13 protein-coding genes are annotated in these 14,373 nt (G+C 67.6%); 5 read left to right on the top strand and 8 right to left on the bottom strand.

Features of this window, described 5'->3' with window-relative positions:
* Window positions 1-18: 18 nt before the first annotated feature.
* The 3 genes from DSD28_RS04745 to DSD28_RS04735 are packed head-to-tail and all read left to right on the top strand — an operon-like array spanning window position 19 to window position 3,142.
* Window positions 19-1,227: an ABC transporter permease subunit gene (locus tag DSD28_RS04745; RefSeq protein ID WP_119255200.1), complete on the top strand. Its 1,209-nt coding sequence runs from the start codon at window positions 19-21 to the stop codon at window positions 1,225-1,227.
* Window positions 1,224-2,354, top strand: coding sequence for an amino acid ABC transporter permease (locus tag DSD28_RS04740; RefSeq protein WP_119255199.1), 1,131 nt, complete (start codon window positions 1,224-1,226; stop codon window positions 2,352-2,354). The genes DSD28_RS04745 and DSD28_RS04740 overlap by 4 nt, the downstream gene beginning before the upstream one ends.
* Window positions 2,355-2,383: 29 nt before the next feature.
* A complete protein-coding gene (locus tag DSD28_RS04735; protein ID WP_119255464.1) occupies window positions 2,384-3,142 on the top strand; it encodes an amino acid ABC transporter ATP-binding protein in 759 nt (252 codons plus the stop codon).
* A gap of 82 nt (window positions 3,143-3,224) precedes the next feature.
* Here DSD28_RS04735 and DSD28_RS04730 read toward each other — a convergent pair whose 3' ends face one another.
* The 8 genes from DSD28_RS04730 to DSD28_RS04695 are packed head-to-tail and all read right to left on the bottom strand — an operon-like array spanning window position 3,225 to window position 11,589.
* A complete protein-coding gene (locus tag DSD28_RS04730; RefSeq protein WP_119255198.1) occupies window positions 3,225-4,013 on the bottom strand; it encodes an ABC transporter ATP-binding protein in 789 nt (262 codons plus the stop codon).
* Window positions 4,010-4,963, bottom strand: a complete 954-nt coding sequence (locus DSD28_RS04725; RefSeq protein ID WP_205536163.1) for an ABC transporter ATP-binding protein — start codon at window positions 4,961-4,963, stop codon at window positions 4,010-4,012. Before DSD28_RS04725 ends, DSD28_RS04730 begins: the two co-directional genes overlap by 4 nt.
* Window positions 4,950-5,789, bottom strand: a complete 840-nt coding sequence (locus tag DSD28_RS04720; RefSeq protein WP_119255196.1) for an ABC transporter permease — start codon at window positions 5,787-5,789, stop codon at window positions 4,950-4,952. The genes DSD28_RS04725 and DSD28_RS04720 overlap by 14 nt, the downstream gene beginning before the upstream one ends.
* On the bottom strand, window positions 5,786-6,808 hold the full coding sequence (locus DSD28_RS04715; protein ID WP_119255195.1) for an ABC transporter permease: 1,023 nt from the start codon (window positions 6,806-6,808) through the stop codon (window positions 5,786-5,788). The genes DSD28_RS04720 and DSD28_RS04715 overlap by 4 nt, the downstream gene beginning before the upstream one ends.
* Before the next feature lie 16 nt (window positions 6,809-6,824).
* Window positions 6,825-8,423 (bottom strand): ABC transporter substrate-binding protein, encoded by a 1,599-nt coding sequence (locus DSD28_RS04710; RefSeq protein WP_281048093.1) that lies wholly within the window; start codon window positions 8,421-8,423, stop codon window positions 6,825-6,827.
* Window positions 8,420-9,541 (bottom strand): DUF917 domain-containing protein, encoded by a 1,122-nt coding sequence (locus DSD28_RS04705; protein WP_119255194.1) that lies wholly within the window; start codon window positions 9,539-9,541, stop codon window positions 8,420-8,422. The genes DSD28_RS04710 and DSD28_RS04705 overlap by 4 nt, the downstream gene beginning before the upstream one ends.
* Window positions 9,538-11,082: a hydantoinase/oxoprolinase N-terminal domain-containing protein gene (locus tag DSD28_RS04700; RefSeq protein WP_205536162.1), complete on the bottom strand. Its 1,545-nt coding sequence runs from the start codon at window positions 11,080-11,082 to the stop codon at window positions 9,538-9,540. The genes DSD28_RS04705 and DSD28_RS04700 overlap by 4 nt, the downstream gene beginning before the upstream one ends.
* Before the next feature lie 3 nt (window positions 11,083-11,085).
* Window positions 11,086-11,589, bottom strand: a complete 504-nt coding sequence (locus DSD28_RS04695) for an Lrp/AsnC family transcriptional regulator (RefSeq protein WP_162911254.1) — start codon at window positions 11,587-11,589, stop codon at window positions 11,086-11,088.
* Window positions 11,590-11,823: 234 nt separating this feature from the next.
* Here DSD28_RS04695 and DSD28_RS04690 point away from each other — a divergent pair, with 234 nt between their 5' ends.
* Together DSD28_RS04690 and DSD28_RS04685 are read left to right on the top strand one after the other, a co-directional pair.
* Window positions 11,824-13,386: a D-aminopeptidase gene (locus DSD28_RS04690; RefSeq protein WP_119255461.1), complete on the top strand. Its 1,563-nt coding sequence runs from the start codon at window positions 11,824-11,826 to the stop codon at window positions 13,384-13,386.
* 135 nt (window positions 13,387-13,521) lie between these two features.
* Complete coding sequence (locus tag DSD28_RS04685) at window positions 13,522-14,373, top strand: D-amino-acid transaminase (RefSeq protein WP_119255192.1); 852 nt, start codon at window positions 13,522-13,524, stop codon at window positions 14,371-14,373.

The raw sequence follows: 14,373 nt of genomic DNA, 5'->3' as shown, positions 1-14,373 counted from the left end.
CGGCTCTGGTATCTCGATATGACTGTGCACCAAGCGAACGCGGCCGGAGCTCCGGCCGACGACGATCTTCTGGCCCGCCGCCGGCGCAACCGGATCCGGTATGACGCCATCCAGTTCGCCGTCATCGCGGCTGCTGTCGTCCTGGTGGTTCTCTTCGGCTATGCCGTGAAGGAAGGGCTTGCCCGCCACGGCATCAAGTTCAGCTTCTCGTTCCTGTGGGACGCCGCCGGCTTCGACATCAGCGAAGGCAAGACCTTCGTCTTCGACGGCAGCTTCTGGCCGGGCCTGACGGACTTCACCTCGGATCGCCTGATCGCGCAGGCCTTCATCACGGGCATCTTCAATACGATCAAGGTGGGGATCCTCGCCATCATCCTCAGCACCGTGCTCGGCACGCTGCTCGGCGTCGGCCGGCTCTCGACCAACTGGGTGGTGCGCAACCTTTCCTTCTGGTGCGTGGAGTTCGTGCGCAACACGCCGCTGCTGATCCAGCTCGTCTTCTGGTATTTCGCCGTCGTCCTGCATTTCCCGCCGATTGCCGCGGCCGCCAAGTTCTACGGCGTCGTCATCAGCCAGCAGGGCCTCTATTTTCCCGCGCCCGCGTGGCAGGGCGGCTCGTCGCCGCTCGCCCTCGGCATCGCCGTCCTCTTCTGGGCGGCCGTGCTCGGCCTGATCTTCATCCGGCAGAAGAAGGCGCGCTGGATGTGCGCCGGCGCGGCCGTCGTTCTTGCCGGCGTCATGTTCGCAACAGGCGTTCTGGGCCTCGACGTCCCGGTCACCTCGAAGTTCCAGGCACGCGGCGGCACCAGCATGAGCCCGGAAATGGCCGCCCTGCTGCTCGCCATCGTCTTCAACAGCGCCTCCTACATCGCGGAGATCGTGCGCGGCGCCATCGACGCTCTGCCGAAAGGCCAGTGGGAGGCCGCCGCCTCGCTCAGCCTTACCCGCCGCGATACGGTCAACGATATCATCCTGCCGCAGGTCTTCCGCGTCGTGCTGCCGTCCTTCGGCAACCAGTATATCAGCCTGACGAAGAACACGGCGCTCGGTATCGCCATCGGCTATCCCGAACTCTTCAACATCTATGGCACCATCGCCAACCAGACCGGCCACAGCCTCGAAGGCATCGTGATCGTCATGGTGTCCTACCTGATCCTGAGCTGGGCCATCAGCGCCGCCGTCGACTTTGCCGACCGCCGCATGAGCAAACGCGGAGCCTCGCGATGATCGCAAAATCCCTCAAATGGTCGCGGCACAACCTGTTCGGCAAGCCGTTCGACGCCCTCCTGTCCCTGACGGTCATTCCCGGCGTCCTCTGGCTCCTCTGGCAGATCGCCAGCTGGGCGCTGACGGTGGCGCGGTGGGATATCATTCCGCAGAGCCTGCGCGTCCTGATGATCGGCATCTTCCCGGCCGATCAGATCTGGCGCACCTGGGTGGCGGTGATGATCATCGCCGTCCTTCTGGGCGCGGCGCTCGGCTGCGTCTTCGCCTTCCGCATGCGCCATGCCGGTGGTCTCGTCGCCGTCGTCGCGGCATCCCTCGTTCTCACCGGGACGGAGAACCCCGCCAACGTCGCGCTGGTCGCCGCGACCGTCGCGCTCTTTGCCCTCGGTTGGGCGGCGAGCTCTCGCCTTCCGGCCGTCCGCAGGGTCCTGGTGCCGGCCAGCTTCGTCGGCCTGATCGCGATCTTCGCCGTCATGGCGCCGCCCGGCGCCGGCCTCTGGGGCGGCCTGCTGCTCAGCATCCTGCTGACGCTCGTCACCTCGATCGTCACGCTGCCGCTCGGCATCCTGCTCGCCTTCGGTCGCCGCAGCCGCTTTTCCAGCGTCCGCTGGATCTCGACCGCCTATATCGAGGTCATGCGCTCCGTGCCGCTCATCATGGTCGTCTACTGGATCTGGATCCTGATGCCCGTGCTGACGCCGCAGCTCAACCTCGCCGACGTGGTGCGCGGCATGATCGGCTTCACGCTGTTCTATTCCGCCTATGTCGCCGAATATGTGCGCAGTGGCCTGCAGGCCGTGCCGCGCGGTCAGACGGAAGCCGCTCGTTCGCTCGGCATGAGCGAGTTCGACATCAACCGCTCGATCGTCCTGCCGCAGGCCCTTCGCGTGGTGGTGCCGCCGCTCGTCGGCAACGTGCTCGACATCTTCAACACCGCCCCGCTGGTCTTCATCATCGGCCTTACCGATTTCCTGCGCGCCGGCCAGATGATCCTCGCCAATCCGCAATATGGCGACCGCACCTATGAAGTCTATTCGTTCCTGTTCCTGACCTATTTCCTCGTCGGATCCCTGATCACCTTCGTCGCCCGGAAGCTCGAAAAGCATCTTGCGCGAGGCACCCGATGAGCGAAACGAACAATGCCGGAGGCCGCTCCATGAGCACCATCGTCGAAATGAAGAACCTCAACAAGTTCTACGGTAGCCACCACGTTCTCAAGGGCATCGACCTTGCCGTCACGCGCGGCGAGGTGGTGGTGGTGATCGGCGCCAGCGGCTCGGGCAAGTCCACGCTGATCCGCTGCGTCAACGGCCTCGAAATGTACCAGAACGGCAGCCTCGTCGTCGACGGCTACCATGTGCCGGTCGAGGAAGACCGCCTGCTCGGCGGCGAGCGCGAGCTTGCGGCCATCCGCAAGGGCGTCGGCATGGTGTTCCAGCAGTTCAACCTCTTCCCGCACAAGACGGTGGTGGAGAACATCACCATCGCGCCGATGCGCGTGCATAAGAAGTCGAAGGCCGAGGCCGAGGCGACCGCCCTCAAGCTGCTCGACCGCGTCGGCCTCAAGGCCCATGCGCACAAATATCCCGGCCAGCTCTCCGGCGGCCAGCAGCAGCGCGTGGCGATTGCCCGCTCGCTGGCGATGGAACCGCATCTCATGCTGTTCGACGAGCCGACCTCGGCGCTCGACCCGGAAATGATCGGCGAAGTGCTCGACGTCATGCGCGAGCTTGCCGCCGACGGCATGACGATGATGATCGTGACGCACGAAATGGGCTTCGCCCGCGAAGTCGCCGACCGCATCGTCTATATCGACCAGGGTTCGATCCTGGAGATCGGCAAGCCGGACGAGTTCTTCGACAACCCGCAGAACGAGCGCGCCCGCTCCTTCCTCGCCCGCGTGCTCAAGCACTAAAAGGGGCGTTCAGCCCGACCTGTTGCGCCGATCCCGGGAAGTCCCGGGGTCGGCGTCGTCGTTTGGGGGGGGGGGGGAATGATCAGCCGATGGCCGGGTTGCGGCCGAAGGACAGCAGCTCGTGCGTATAGGCCTCGGCGGGCGCGCGGATCACGTCCTCGGTCCGGCCGAACTCGACGATGTCGCCGCGCCGCATGACGAGGAGCGTATCGGAGATATGCGCGACAACCTTCAGGTTGTGCGTGACGAAGAGCATGGAAAGGCCGCGGCTTTCCTTGAGGTCCGAGAGCAGGTTGAGGATCTGCGCCTGCACGGAGACGTCGAGCGCCGAGGTCGGCTCGTCGAGGATGAGGAGGCCGGGTTCCAGCGCCAGCGCGCGGGCGATGGCGACGCGCTGCGCCTGTCCGCCGGAAAGCTCGCGGGCACGCCTTGCGAGGAAGTCGGCCGGAAGGCCGCAGTCGGAGAGGAGGCTTGCGATCTTCTCGCGCATGGCCGCGCCCTGCCGCCGGCCGGCCGCCAGCATGGGTTCGGCGAGGATTTCCTCGATGGTGAGCCGCGGGCTCAGCGACAGGAAGGGGTTCTGCGAGACGACGCCGATCTTCTGGCGCGCCTTTCGAAGGGCATCGCCCTTCAGCGCCAGCCAGTCCTGCCCGTCGAGGCGGATCGTGCCGCTTTCGACCGGCAGCAGCCGGAGGATGGCGCGCAGCAGGCTCGTCTTGCCGGAGCCACTTTCCCCGACGATACCGAGCGTCTCGCCCCTTTCGAGGCGAAAGCTCGCGCCGTTGACGGCGGGCTTCGGCCGCGCGGCGAAGAGGCCGGCGCGGTAGCGGATGACGAGCGTGTCGACGTCGAGCATCGGGGCCGGGGTCATGCTGCGTCCTCCGGCAGGTGGCACAGCCAGCGATGGGCGTCGCGGCGGCGCTCGGGCGGCGGCTCGGCGCTGCAGACGGGCATGGCCTGCGGACAGCGCGGCGCGAAGGCGCAGCCGGTGATGGCCGAGCGCGGCGGCGGGATGGAACCCTCGATGGCGGCAAGGCGCGCGCCGTGCGGTCCCGCGTCGGGAAGGGCGGCGAGGAGCGCGCGGGTATAGGGATGGCCGGGGCTTTGCAGCACGGCGGCGACCGGCCCGATCTCGACGGAGCGGCCGGCATAGAGCACGGTCGCCCGGTCGCAGGCCTCTGCGATCACGTCCATGTCGTGGGTGATCATCAATACGGTCAAGCCCCGCTCGGCGACGAGCTTGCGCAGGAGCGCCAGCACCTGCGCGCCGACCGAGACGTCGAGCGCCGTCGTCGGCTCGTCGGCGATCAGGAAGTCCGCGCCGGTGGCGAGCGCCTGTGCGATGACGACGCGCTGCTGCATGCCGCCCGAGAGCTGGTGCGGATAGCTCTTCAATACCCTTTCCGGGTCGGGAAGGCCGGTTGCGGCGAGAAGCGATAGGGCTTCCGCGCGGCGGGCCTGCCGGGACATGCCGCGATGGGCGCGGATCACGTCGTCGAGCTGGCGGGCGATGGAGAGCACGGGGTTGAGCGCGGCGGCGGGGTCCTGCGAGATGAGGCCGATGCGCCGACCGCGCAGGCGCGCCGCATTTTCACGAAGGTCCTCGCCGTCGAAATGGAAGCGCTCGGCGGTAATGCGCGCGCCCTTCGGCACGAGGCCGAGCGCCGCCATGCCGGTCATGGTCTTGCCGCAGCCGGATTCGCCGATCACGCCATGGATTTCGCCGCGCTCGATCTCAAGGCTGACGGAGCGCACGGCATGGACGTCGCCGTCCGGCATCGGGATGCTGACGGAAAGGTCGCGGACATCAAGCAGAGGCACGGGCGGCACCTCCCTTGCGCTCGCGCAGGGCATCGCCGAGCACGCTGAAGGCGAGCGCCACGATGAAGATCGTCATGCCGGGCATGGCCGAGTACCACCAGCGCGCGGGGAAGAACTTGCGGCCGGCATCGACCATCTGGCCCCAGTCGGCGGTCGGCGGCAGGACGCCGAGGCCGAGGAAGGAGAGGGCGGCGGCCGTCAGCAGCGCCGGGCCGACGTCGAGCGCGGCCTGGACGGTCAGCGGCCGGCCCGTTGCGGGCAGGATGTGCCTTATGATGATGCGCGGATGCGAGACGCCGGCAAGGCGTGCGGCCTCGACATAGGGCTGGCCGCGCAGCACCAGCACTTCCGCGCGGGCAAGGCGGGCATACCAGGGCCACCAGGTTACGGCGACCGCGATGATGCTGTTGAGGAAGCCCGGCCCGAGCGCAGCGGCCATCAGGACGGCGAGCAGCAGGGCGGGGAAGGCGAGGAAGACATCCGTACCGCGCATCAGTGCCTCGTCGATCCAGCCGCCGAAATAGCCCGCGGCCAGCCCGACCGGCAGGCCGATGAGCAGCGAGAAGGCGACGATCAGCACGCCGTTGGTCAGCGAGACGCGGGTGCCGTAGATGATGCGGCTGAGGATGTCGCGGCCGAGATGGTCGGTGCCGAGCCAGTACTCTGCCGAGGGCGGCCGAAGCTTGGCGATGACATTCGGCGCGCCGGCGCCCTGCGCCGGATAGGGCGCGATCCACGGCGCGAGGATCGCGGCGGTGACGAAGAGGACGACGATTGCGAGGGCGATGGTGCCCGGCCAGCCGAGGCGTTGAACGAGACGTGTCATGAGAGCGCCACCCGTGGGTCGACCAGGGCCTGGGCGATGTCGATGAGGAGGTTCATCACGACATAGCAGATCGTCACCACCATGGTGACGGCGGCGATGACCGGGAAGTCCTTGGCGAGGATCGCTTCGGAGACATAGCGGCCGAGGCCCGGCCAGGCGAAGATGATCTCGACCAGCACCGCCCCGGTCAGCGCATAGGCGAAGGAGAGGCCGATTACGGTCAGCGCCGGCCCCATGGCGTTCGGCAGCGCGTGGCCGAAGAGGATGCGCGGCTCGGAAAGGCCGAGCGCGCGGGCGGCGACGACGTGGCGGCGCTCCAGGATCTCGATCATCGCCGAGCGCGTCAGCCGCATGGCGACGCCGGCGGGATAGGAGGCGAGCGTGAGGGCCGGCAGGATCAGATGCGCCAGCGCATCGCCGAAGACGTCGGCGCGCCCGGCGATGATCGCATCGATGAGATTGAAGCCGGTCACCATCTGCAACGGCGCGGCAATGGCGATCTCGCGGGACAGGCGTCCGGAGAGCGGCAGGATGCCGAGCCATTGTGCGAAGACGAGCTGCAGCAGCATCGCCAGGAAGAAGGTCGGCATGGCGACGGCCGCGATCGAGCCGAGGCTACCGAGCCGATCCGGCCACCGGCCCTGCCGCGCGGCGGCGGCGACCCCGAGCGGAATGCCGATCAGCAGCGCAAGGCCGGTGGAGAAGACCGCAAGCTCCAGCGTCGCCGGAAGATAGGCCCGGAGGTCCTCCGCGATCAGCCGGCGCGACTTGTAGGAAACGCCGAAATCGCCGGAGGCCATGGCCGTGGCGAAGGTCGCGAAGCGGGCGGGGAGAGGCGCGTCGAGATTGAGCTCCTGACGCGCCTTCTCGATCTGCTCGGCCGTCGGGCGCGGGCCGGCATAGAGCGCGGCCGGGTCCGAAGGAACCACCTGCGCCACGATGAAGACCAGAAAGGTCACTCCCACCACCACGAAGGCGGAGAGGATCATGCGGCGCAGGATGTAGCGGAGAAGTTCCATCGGACCGCCGTAAGCCTTACCGGCTCAGTTTGTTGACGAAGTTGACGTGCCCGTAGGCCGGGTTGTCGACATAACCCTTCACGTCCGCGCGGATGACGTGGATGTTGGGCTGGTCCAGCATGAACACGGCCGCAGCGTCCTCGATGATCTTGCGCTGCGCCTCGATGAACAGGGCTTCCGCGCGGGCGCGGTCGGTGCCGGAGAGCTTTGCCGCCTCGTCGATCTTCGCATCCACATCGGCATTTGAGTAGTAGCCGAGGTTGAAGTTGGGCTTCTCCTCGCTGTGGAACAGATTGAAGAGGAAGTCGTAGGGCGTGACGAAGGTCGGCCACCAGAACATGACGAAGATGTCCTGCGCGGCTTCCGGGTTCGACTTGCCGAGCTGCCACTGGGCCTCCCAGGCCATCGGCTGCAGCGTCAGCGTGATGCCGAGGGTTTCGAGATTGGCCTTCCAGAGTTCACCGGCGACGGCTTCGAGCGCCTGCGAGGTGGAATAGGTCATGGTAAGTTCGAGGCCCGGCTCGATGCCTTCCTCGGCCAGCAGCGCCTTGGCGGCCTCGAGGTCGGTCTTCGGAACCGGCGCGTCCGCGTCGTGGCCCCAGATGCCGGCCGGAACGACGCCCTTGGCGCGCGTGGCGAAGCCGCTGGTCCCTGCGGCGATGATATCGTCATAGGGGAAGGCGAGCGACAGGGCCTGGCGCACCTTCAATTTGTCGAGCGGCGCGCGCTTGACGTTGTAGAGGCCGAACAGCGTCTCGAAGGACGGGTTGACGACGACGTTGAGGTCCGGGTTGGACTTCAGCGCCTCGAGGTTCTCGTAGGGCAGGCTGTAGGTCCAGTCGGCCTGGCCGCTCTCGATCATGTTCTGGGCGAGCGTCGCATCCTCGACGATCTCGAAGGAGACCGTCTGGAAGGCGCCTTCGGGCACTTCGCCCCAATAGCCTTCCGCGCGCTCGAGCACCGCGCGCTGGCCGGGTTCGTAGCGCGAGATCCGGAACGGGCCGGTGCCGGCGTCGTTGCCGGCGTTGAACCAGGCATTGTCCTTGTCGAAGGACGAGGGCGCATAGATCCAGGCGGCAAAGCCGGCCGAGGCGATGAGGTCGAGCGGCTGCGGCTCGGAGAGCTTGAAGACGACCTTCAGCGGCTCCGGCGTTTCGATGGCCGTCACCGGTCCCCAGATGAAGGAGGCGCCGCCGGCGATCTTCTTCGTGCGTTCGATGGAGCCCTTGACGGCCTCGGAGGTGAGCGGGCTGCCGTCGTGGAACGTCACGCCGTCGCGCAGGGTGAAGGTCCAGGTCTTGCCGTCTTCGCTGACCTCCCAGCCGGTGGCGAGCAGCGGCTCGATCTTCGCAGCGGTCGTGTCGGTCGCCGGAATGTAGCGGGCAAGGCTCTCATAGACATTGGCGAGCACCGCGCCGTCGTTGGAGAAGGAGGTCGCAGGGTCGAGGTCAGGGAAGCTCGTCGGGCAGGCGAGAGTGAAGATGCTGCCCGTGCCCTGCGCCATCGCGAGGTTCCAGCGGGTGCCGGCGGCGGCAAGGGCGGCAAGAGCGGACGTCTTCAGGAAATTACGGCGATTCATGTCGGTCTCCCGGGAGGTTGGTGGGCGGACGGTCAGGCGTCTTCTTCATATTGCGGAACGGCGGGCGCATCGGCGGATATGCCGACGGGCACGAAGTCGAAATCATAGCCGAAGGCCCGCGGGCCGACGGACTCCAGCGCGATCTCGCTGCGCAGCAGCACCGGTGCGGGCATGGAGAGCACGTCGATGCGCAGGCCGTAGCGCAGCTCTTCCGTGCCGATGGCGCGGCCGGTCTCCGAATCCACGATGCAGATCAGATCCGGCACCATTGTGATGATCGTCTCGCCCTCGCGGGCGATGAGATATTCGTTCTGGATCTCGATGGCGATCGAGCGCCCCGCATCCTCGTCGAGCCCCGCGACGGTCAGCGTGCCGCGGTTGAAGCCGGCGCTGACGCGGCGGGCGATGTCGGTGACCTTGCCGCGCATCAGGCGTATGCCGCCGGACTGCCTGAGGATCGCCTCGACCGGATCCTCCTTGGCGGCGCGGGCGTTCAGCACCGCATTGCCGAGGCTCCAGGCCTGGCTCGTCGTGTGCGGCACGCCGAAGCGGCGCACGAAGTCGCCGGACATCGGCGCGGTCGTCATCAGCGCCGTGCAGCCCATGGCGATGGTGCTGGCGCGCAAAAGCTTTTCCAGCATCTTCGGCGTGGTCGCCTCGGTGACGATCAGGACATTGCCGTCGGCATCGGCGAGTGCCGCCGGCTGTACCGGCTGGCCGTGGATGAAGAAGGTCGTCATCTGCACTTCGGGGAAGGCGCGGCCCATGCCGTCGGCGTCTACCACCGGCAGGTCGACCATGGCCGCCGTCAGCATCGGCGCGATGCCGTTGCCGCCGCCGACCTCGTCGCCGAGCAGCGCATCGACCTTGCGGCCCATATGCCGTTCGAGTGCGTGCATCAGGCGCACGCCCTCGCCGCCCTCGGCGATCTTCTCGATGCCGACGGTCGGTGCGCCGATGCCGCCGATCCCGATGATCTGCGCGTCCGGCGCCATGTCGGCCGGGCGCACCATGCGGATGCGCTTGCCCTCGCGCAGCAGCGCCTTGGCGCGCAGAGAGCCGTGATAGGTGCTGCCGCCGCCGCCGGTGCCGAGAATGCCGCAGCCGACCGCGATCCGATCGATATCCGCCTCGGTGAGCGTCCAGTACTTCATGCCCTGAGTTCTCCAATGACTTTCGCCGCGATGCGCACGGCATTGCCGGGCAGGTAGGCCAGCGGCGTCTCCTCGATTTCGGCGAGCGTCACCGTCTCGGCCGCCGCGCCCGCCTCGACCGCGCGGGCGCGCGCCTCGGCCACCACGCTTTCAAGCGCCTTCTCACGCGTCGTGCCTTCCAGCGAGACCACGCTGTCGACCTCGCCGGAGACCTGCGCGATGGCCGCGCCGATGGCATTGGCCGAGCCGAAGTGATCCGGCTTCAGCGAGACGGAGGTGCCTTCCAGCAGCCCGTCGACGAGCACCGAGCCGCCGCCGACGAGGATGGCCGGGATCGGCTCCGCGCTCGGCTTCATGCGGTCGAGCACCGTCTCGATGCTCGCCTTCATCTGCGCCAGCATCCGGCGGGCGAAATCGGGCGTGATCTGCGAAAGGCGGTCGCGGTCGCCGAGATCGACGAGGCCGGCGGCCACCGCGATGTCGGTCGCCGTCAGGGTATCACCGCCGAAGCAAAGAGCCTTTTCCGGCAGCCGGAAGCCGACCGAGTCCGGGCCGACCGTCGGCGCGTCGCCGGGCCGCACGATGCTGCCGCCGCCGAGGCCGAAGGAATAGACGTCGGGCACGCGGAAATTGGTCGGCACGCCGCCGATCATCGCGCCCTCGCTGCGGGTGCGCGGGAAGCCGGCGACCAGCATGCCGATATCGGTGGTGGTGCCGCCGATGTCGATCACCGCGGCGTCGGAAAGCCCGGTGAGGAAGGCCGCACCCCGCATGGAATTGGTCGGGCCGGAGGCGATGGTGAAGACCGGATAGCGCTCGGCGAAGTCCGCCGTCATCAGCGTGCCGTCGTTCTGGGTGAGGTAGAGCGGGCAATCAAGGCCGAGCGCGGCGAAGGCCGAGCGGAAGGCGCCGACCGTCTCGCGGCCGAGCGTGTGGAGGCTGGCATTGAGGATGGTGGCGCTCTCGCGCGGCAGCAGGCCCGTGCGGCCGACGCGGTGCGACAGGCTGATCGCCGCCTCCGGCATTTCCTCGGCGACGATTTCGGCCGCCTCGTTTTCCATGCGCGGATCGACCAGCGCGAAGACGGAGCAGATGGCGACGGCGCCGATGCCGCGGGCGCGCCAGTCACGGCAGGCCTCACGGATCGCCGGACCGTCGAGCGGGGCAATCTCCGAGCCGTCATAGTTGACGCCGCCGCCGACCAGCGCCGCGCCGCCATCGACGACGGGGCGAAGCGTGTCCGGCCAGTCGATCATCGGCGGCAGGGACCGGGTGGAGGCGCCGCAAAGGCGCAGCACGCCGACCTTTTCCAGATGCCGGCCTTCGACGACGGCATTGAGGAAGTGCGTGGTGCCGATCATGACGGCATCGACCGAGCCGGCGGCGACGCCCGCCTCGGCGAGCACCGTGCGGATGGCCGCGCTGACGCCCGAGGTCACGTCCGCCGTGGTCGAGGACTTCACCGTCGCCAGAACCTCGGTGCCGCGCAGCAGCGCCGCATCCGTGTTGGTTCCGCCCACATCCACCCCAATGCGCAGCATGGGTTATCCTTTCTTCTTGCCGCCGAGGTCCGAGCCGCGGCTGATCGCGGTCGTCCTCGTGCCGAATACCTTGTAGAGCCGCAGGACGACCGAGCTCGTCACACGCTTGACGCCGGGCAGCTTGCCCAGCTCCTGGTCGATGAATTCGAGAAGCGCCGCATGGTCGGCGACGAAGAGCGAGGCGCTGAGATTGGCCGTGCCGCTGGTCGCCGCGAGGTAGCCGATCTCGTCATATTCGGCGAGCTGGATGGCGACCTCTTCCTGCCGACCCGCCTCGACCTCGATGAGCAATTCCACCTGAACATCGCGCCCAAGGGCGACAGGATCGGGAATGGCGCCGATGACGATCATCTTCGCCTGCAGCAGGGTGGCAATGCGGTTGCGGATCGTGCGCTCGGAGACGCTGCCGATCCGGCCGGCGATTTCCGCCGCCGAAAGACGACCGTCCTCGGAGAGATAGCGGATGATCTCACGGTCCAGATCGTCGACGATGTAGCGCTGGCTCATTTCCGGTTCCATTTCGGCCTGAATGGGGAGAGTAAATTTCCGAAACGGAATTATGTCAAGAATATTTCAGCCGTGACCGGTGAACATTGCCGGAAATATCCCGCTTCGGAAGATTTGGTTGGAAAAATTGCCGAACCGGCAATGCCGGCATCTTCCGGCGGTGGCGAATTTGAGGAGTTGCCTCGCCTGCTGGCGCTGACCAATATCCGGCCGGAAGAATCGAGGGAGACGCGCATGGGCATGATCGACGGCGGGCGGATCGAGGCGGAGCTGGACGGGTTTGCGGCTCGCTTTTCCGGTCCGGGCGGTGTTGTCGGGGTGGTGAGCGAGGGGCATGTGATCGCTCGGCGGGCCTTCGGCTTTGCCGATCTCGACACGCACCAGGCGATGACCGCGGCAACGCGGCTGCCGATCTGCTCGGTCTCCAAGCAGTTCACCTGCGCGGCGATGCTTGCCGCCTGCGGCGCGCCCGAGGCGCTCGACGAACGGCTCGCCGCGCGCCTGCCGAATTTCGAGGGCCCCCTGCCAACGGTGCGCGATCTCTGCAACAACCAGTCGGGCCTGCGCGACTACTGGGCGCTGACCGTGCTGCATGGCGCGAAGGCCGAGCAGGAATTTTCGCGCGAGGATGCGGCGAAGGTCTACGCCCGCACGCGCACCGGGCATTTCGCGCCGGGCACGCGCTATTCCTACAGCAACGGCAATTTCCGGCTCGTCGCCGAGCTCGTCGAGGAGGCTTCGGGAGAGACGCTGGAGGCGCTCTATGCGCGCCACATCTGGCAGCCGGCCGGCATGGCGGGCGCGGTGCTGACGGCCGATACGCGCCGGCCGGAAGACGGTGTCGTCGGCTATGAGGGCAACGACGCGACGGGCTACATGCAGGCGGAAAACGGCATCTACTGGCGGGGCGACGCCGGCATTTCCGCCTCGCTCGACGACATGCTGGCCTATGAATGCTGGATCGACGCGATGCGCGAGGACCCGGAAAGCCTCTACCGGCGCATCGCCGTGCCGCAGACCTTCCGCGACGGTGCGCCGGCGGCTTATGGTTTCGGCCTGCAGCATGCGCGCGTCGGCGATTTCGCCTTCACCGGCCATAGCGGCGCCCTGCGCGGCTTCCGCGCCTACCGCGTCGCCTCGACCGAGGCGCGGCTTTCGGTCGTCGTCATGTTCAACCATCACGGCGATGCCTATGGTGCGGCTCACCGGATCCTGCGCGCGGCGCTCGGCCTGCCGCATCCCGTTGCCCAGCCGCTCAAGGAGCGCTGGTCGGGCCGGTGGATCAGCCGCGAGACCGGGCTGCTGGCGCGGCTGGAATCGGGATACGACGCGGCGACCCTGCGTTTCGCCACATCGCCGGAAACGCTGTGGGAAGCGCCGGAGGGCGGCCTTGCCTCCTCCTCCGTCACGATCAGCCGCGATGGCGAGGATATCCTGATGCGACGCCCCTCGGAAAACCATGCCGAGCGACTGGTGCCGGTAGCCGCCGCGCCGCCGGCCGGTTCGACGGAGATCGCCGGGCGTTACCATTCCGCGGAACTGGACGCCGGCATCGTCATCGAATGCCGGGACGGCGGCACCTATCTCTGGGCCGAGGGCTTCCTCGGGACCGGCCGTCCGGAGATCGTCCTGCCGGCGGGGCCGGACCTCTGGATCGTCGCGACGCGGCGCTCGATGGACGCGCCGGCGCCCGGCGACTGGACACTGCAGGCCCGTCGCGACGAGGCCGGACGCATTGCCGGCCTGACGCTCGGCTGCTGGCTGGCGCGCGGCATCAACTATGAAAAATGCGGCTAAGCTTCTGAAAAATAATAGCCTAGGCAGATTTTGCATAAGGTCCTGCCCAAATTGAATTGGTCAGCCGATGCCGGTCGTTCCTATGGTCCGCGCGAAAGCGGGGCAGTCCCGCGCAGCCGGAGCCAAGAGGAAGAGATGGGCAGGATCGTCTATATCCACGGTCAATTCGTGCCGGAGGAGGAGGCCCGCATCGGGCTTTTCGACCGCGGTTTCCTGTTCGGCGATGCGATCTACGAGGTGACGGCCGTCATCGACGGCCGGATGATCGACAATGACCTTCATCTTGCCCGTCTCGAGCGTTCGGTGGGGGAGCTCGCCATTCCGCTGCCGCTGCCGCTGGAGGAGATCGCCGCGGTGCAGACGGAGCTGATGGCCCGCAACGGCCTGCGGGACGGCACGATCTACCTGCATGTCTCGCGCGGCGAAGCGGACCGCGACTTCCTCTATTCGGATGCGCTCGCGCCGCGGCTCGTTGGCTTCACGCAGGCAAAGGTGCTGACCGGCACCAAGGGCCAGCGGGAGGGCATTTCCGTCGATCTGGCGGAGGACCCGCGCTGGCAGCGGCGAGACATCAAGACGGCCATGCTGCTCGGCCAGGTCATGGCCAAGCAGGCCGCGCGCGCCCGCGGCTTCGACGACGTATGGCTGGTGGAGGGCGGGCTGGTGACGGAGGGCGCCTCCGCGACCGCCCATGTCATCACCGCCAACGGGCGCATCCTCACCCGCGCCGCCTCGCAGGCGACGTTGCCGGGCTGCACGCAGCGCGCCCTTGCCCGGCTCTGCGCCGCCGAGGGGCTCACCATCGAGGAGCGCGCCTTCTCGCCGGAAGAGGCGCAGGGCGCCGCCGAGGCGTTCCAGACCTCTGCCTCCAGCCTCGTCATGCCCGTCGTGCGCATCGGCGAGCATACGGTCGGCGATGGCAGGCCCGGCCCGATGACGCGAAAACTCCAGGCGCTCTATCTGGAAGCGGCCGGCGTTCCGGTCTAG

Origin of the sequence: Shinella zoogloeoides (assembly GCF_003574625.1) — a bacterium.
Classification (GTDB): domain Bacteria; phylum Pseudomonadota; class Alphaproteobacteria; order Rhizobiales; family Rhizobiaceae; genus Shinella; species Shinella zoogloeoides_A.
This window is presented reverse-complemented; position numbering and strand designations above follow the sequence as displayed.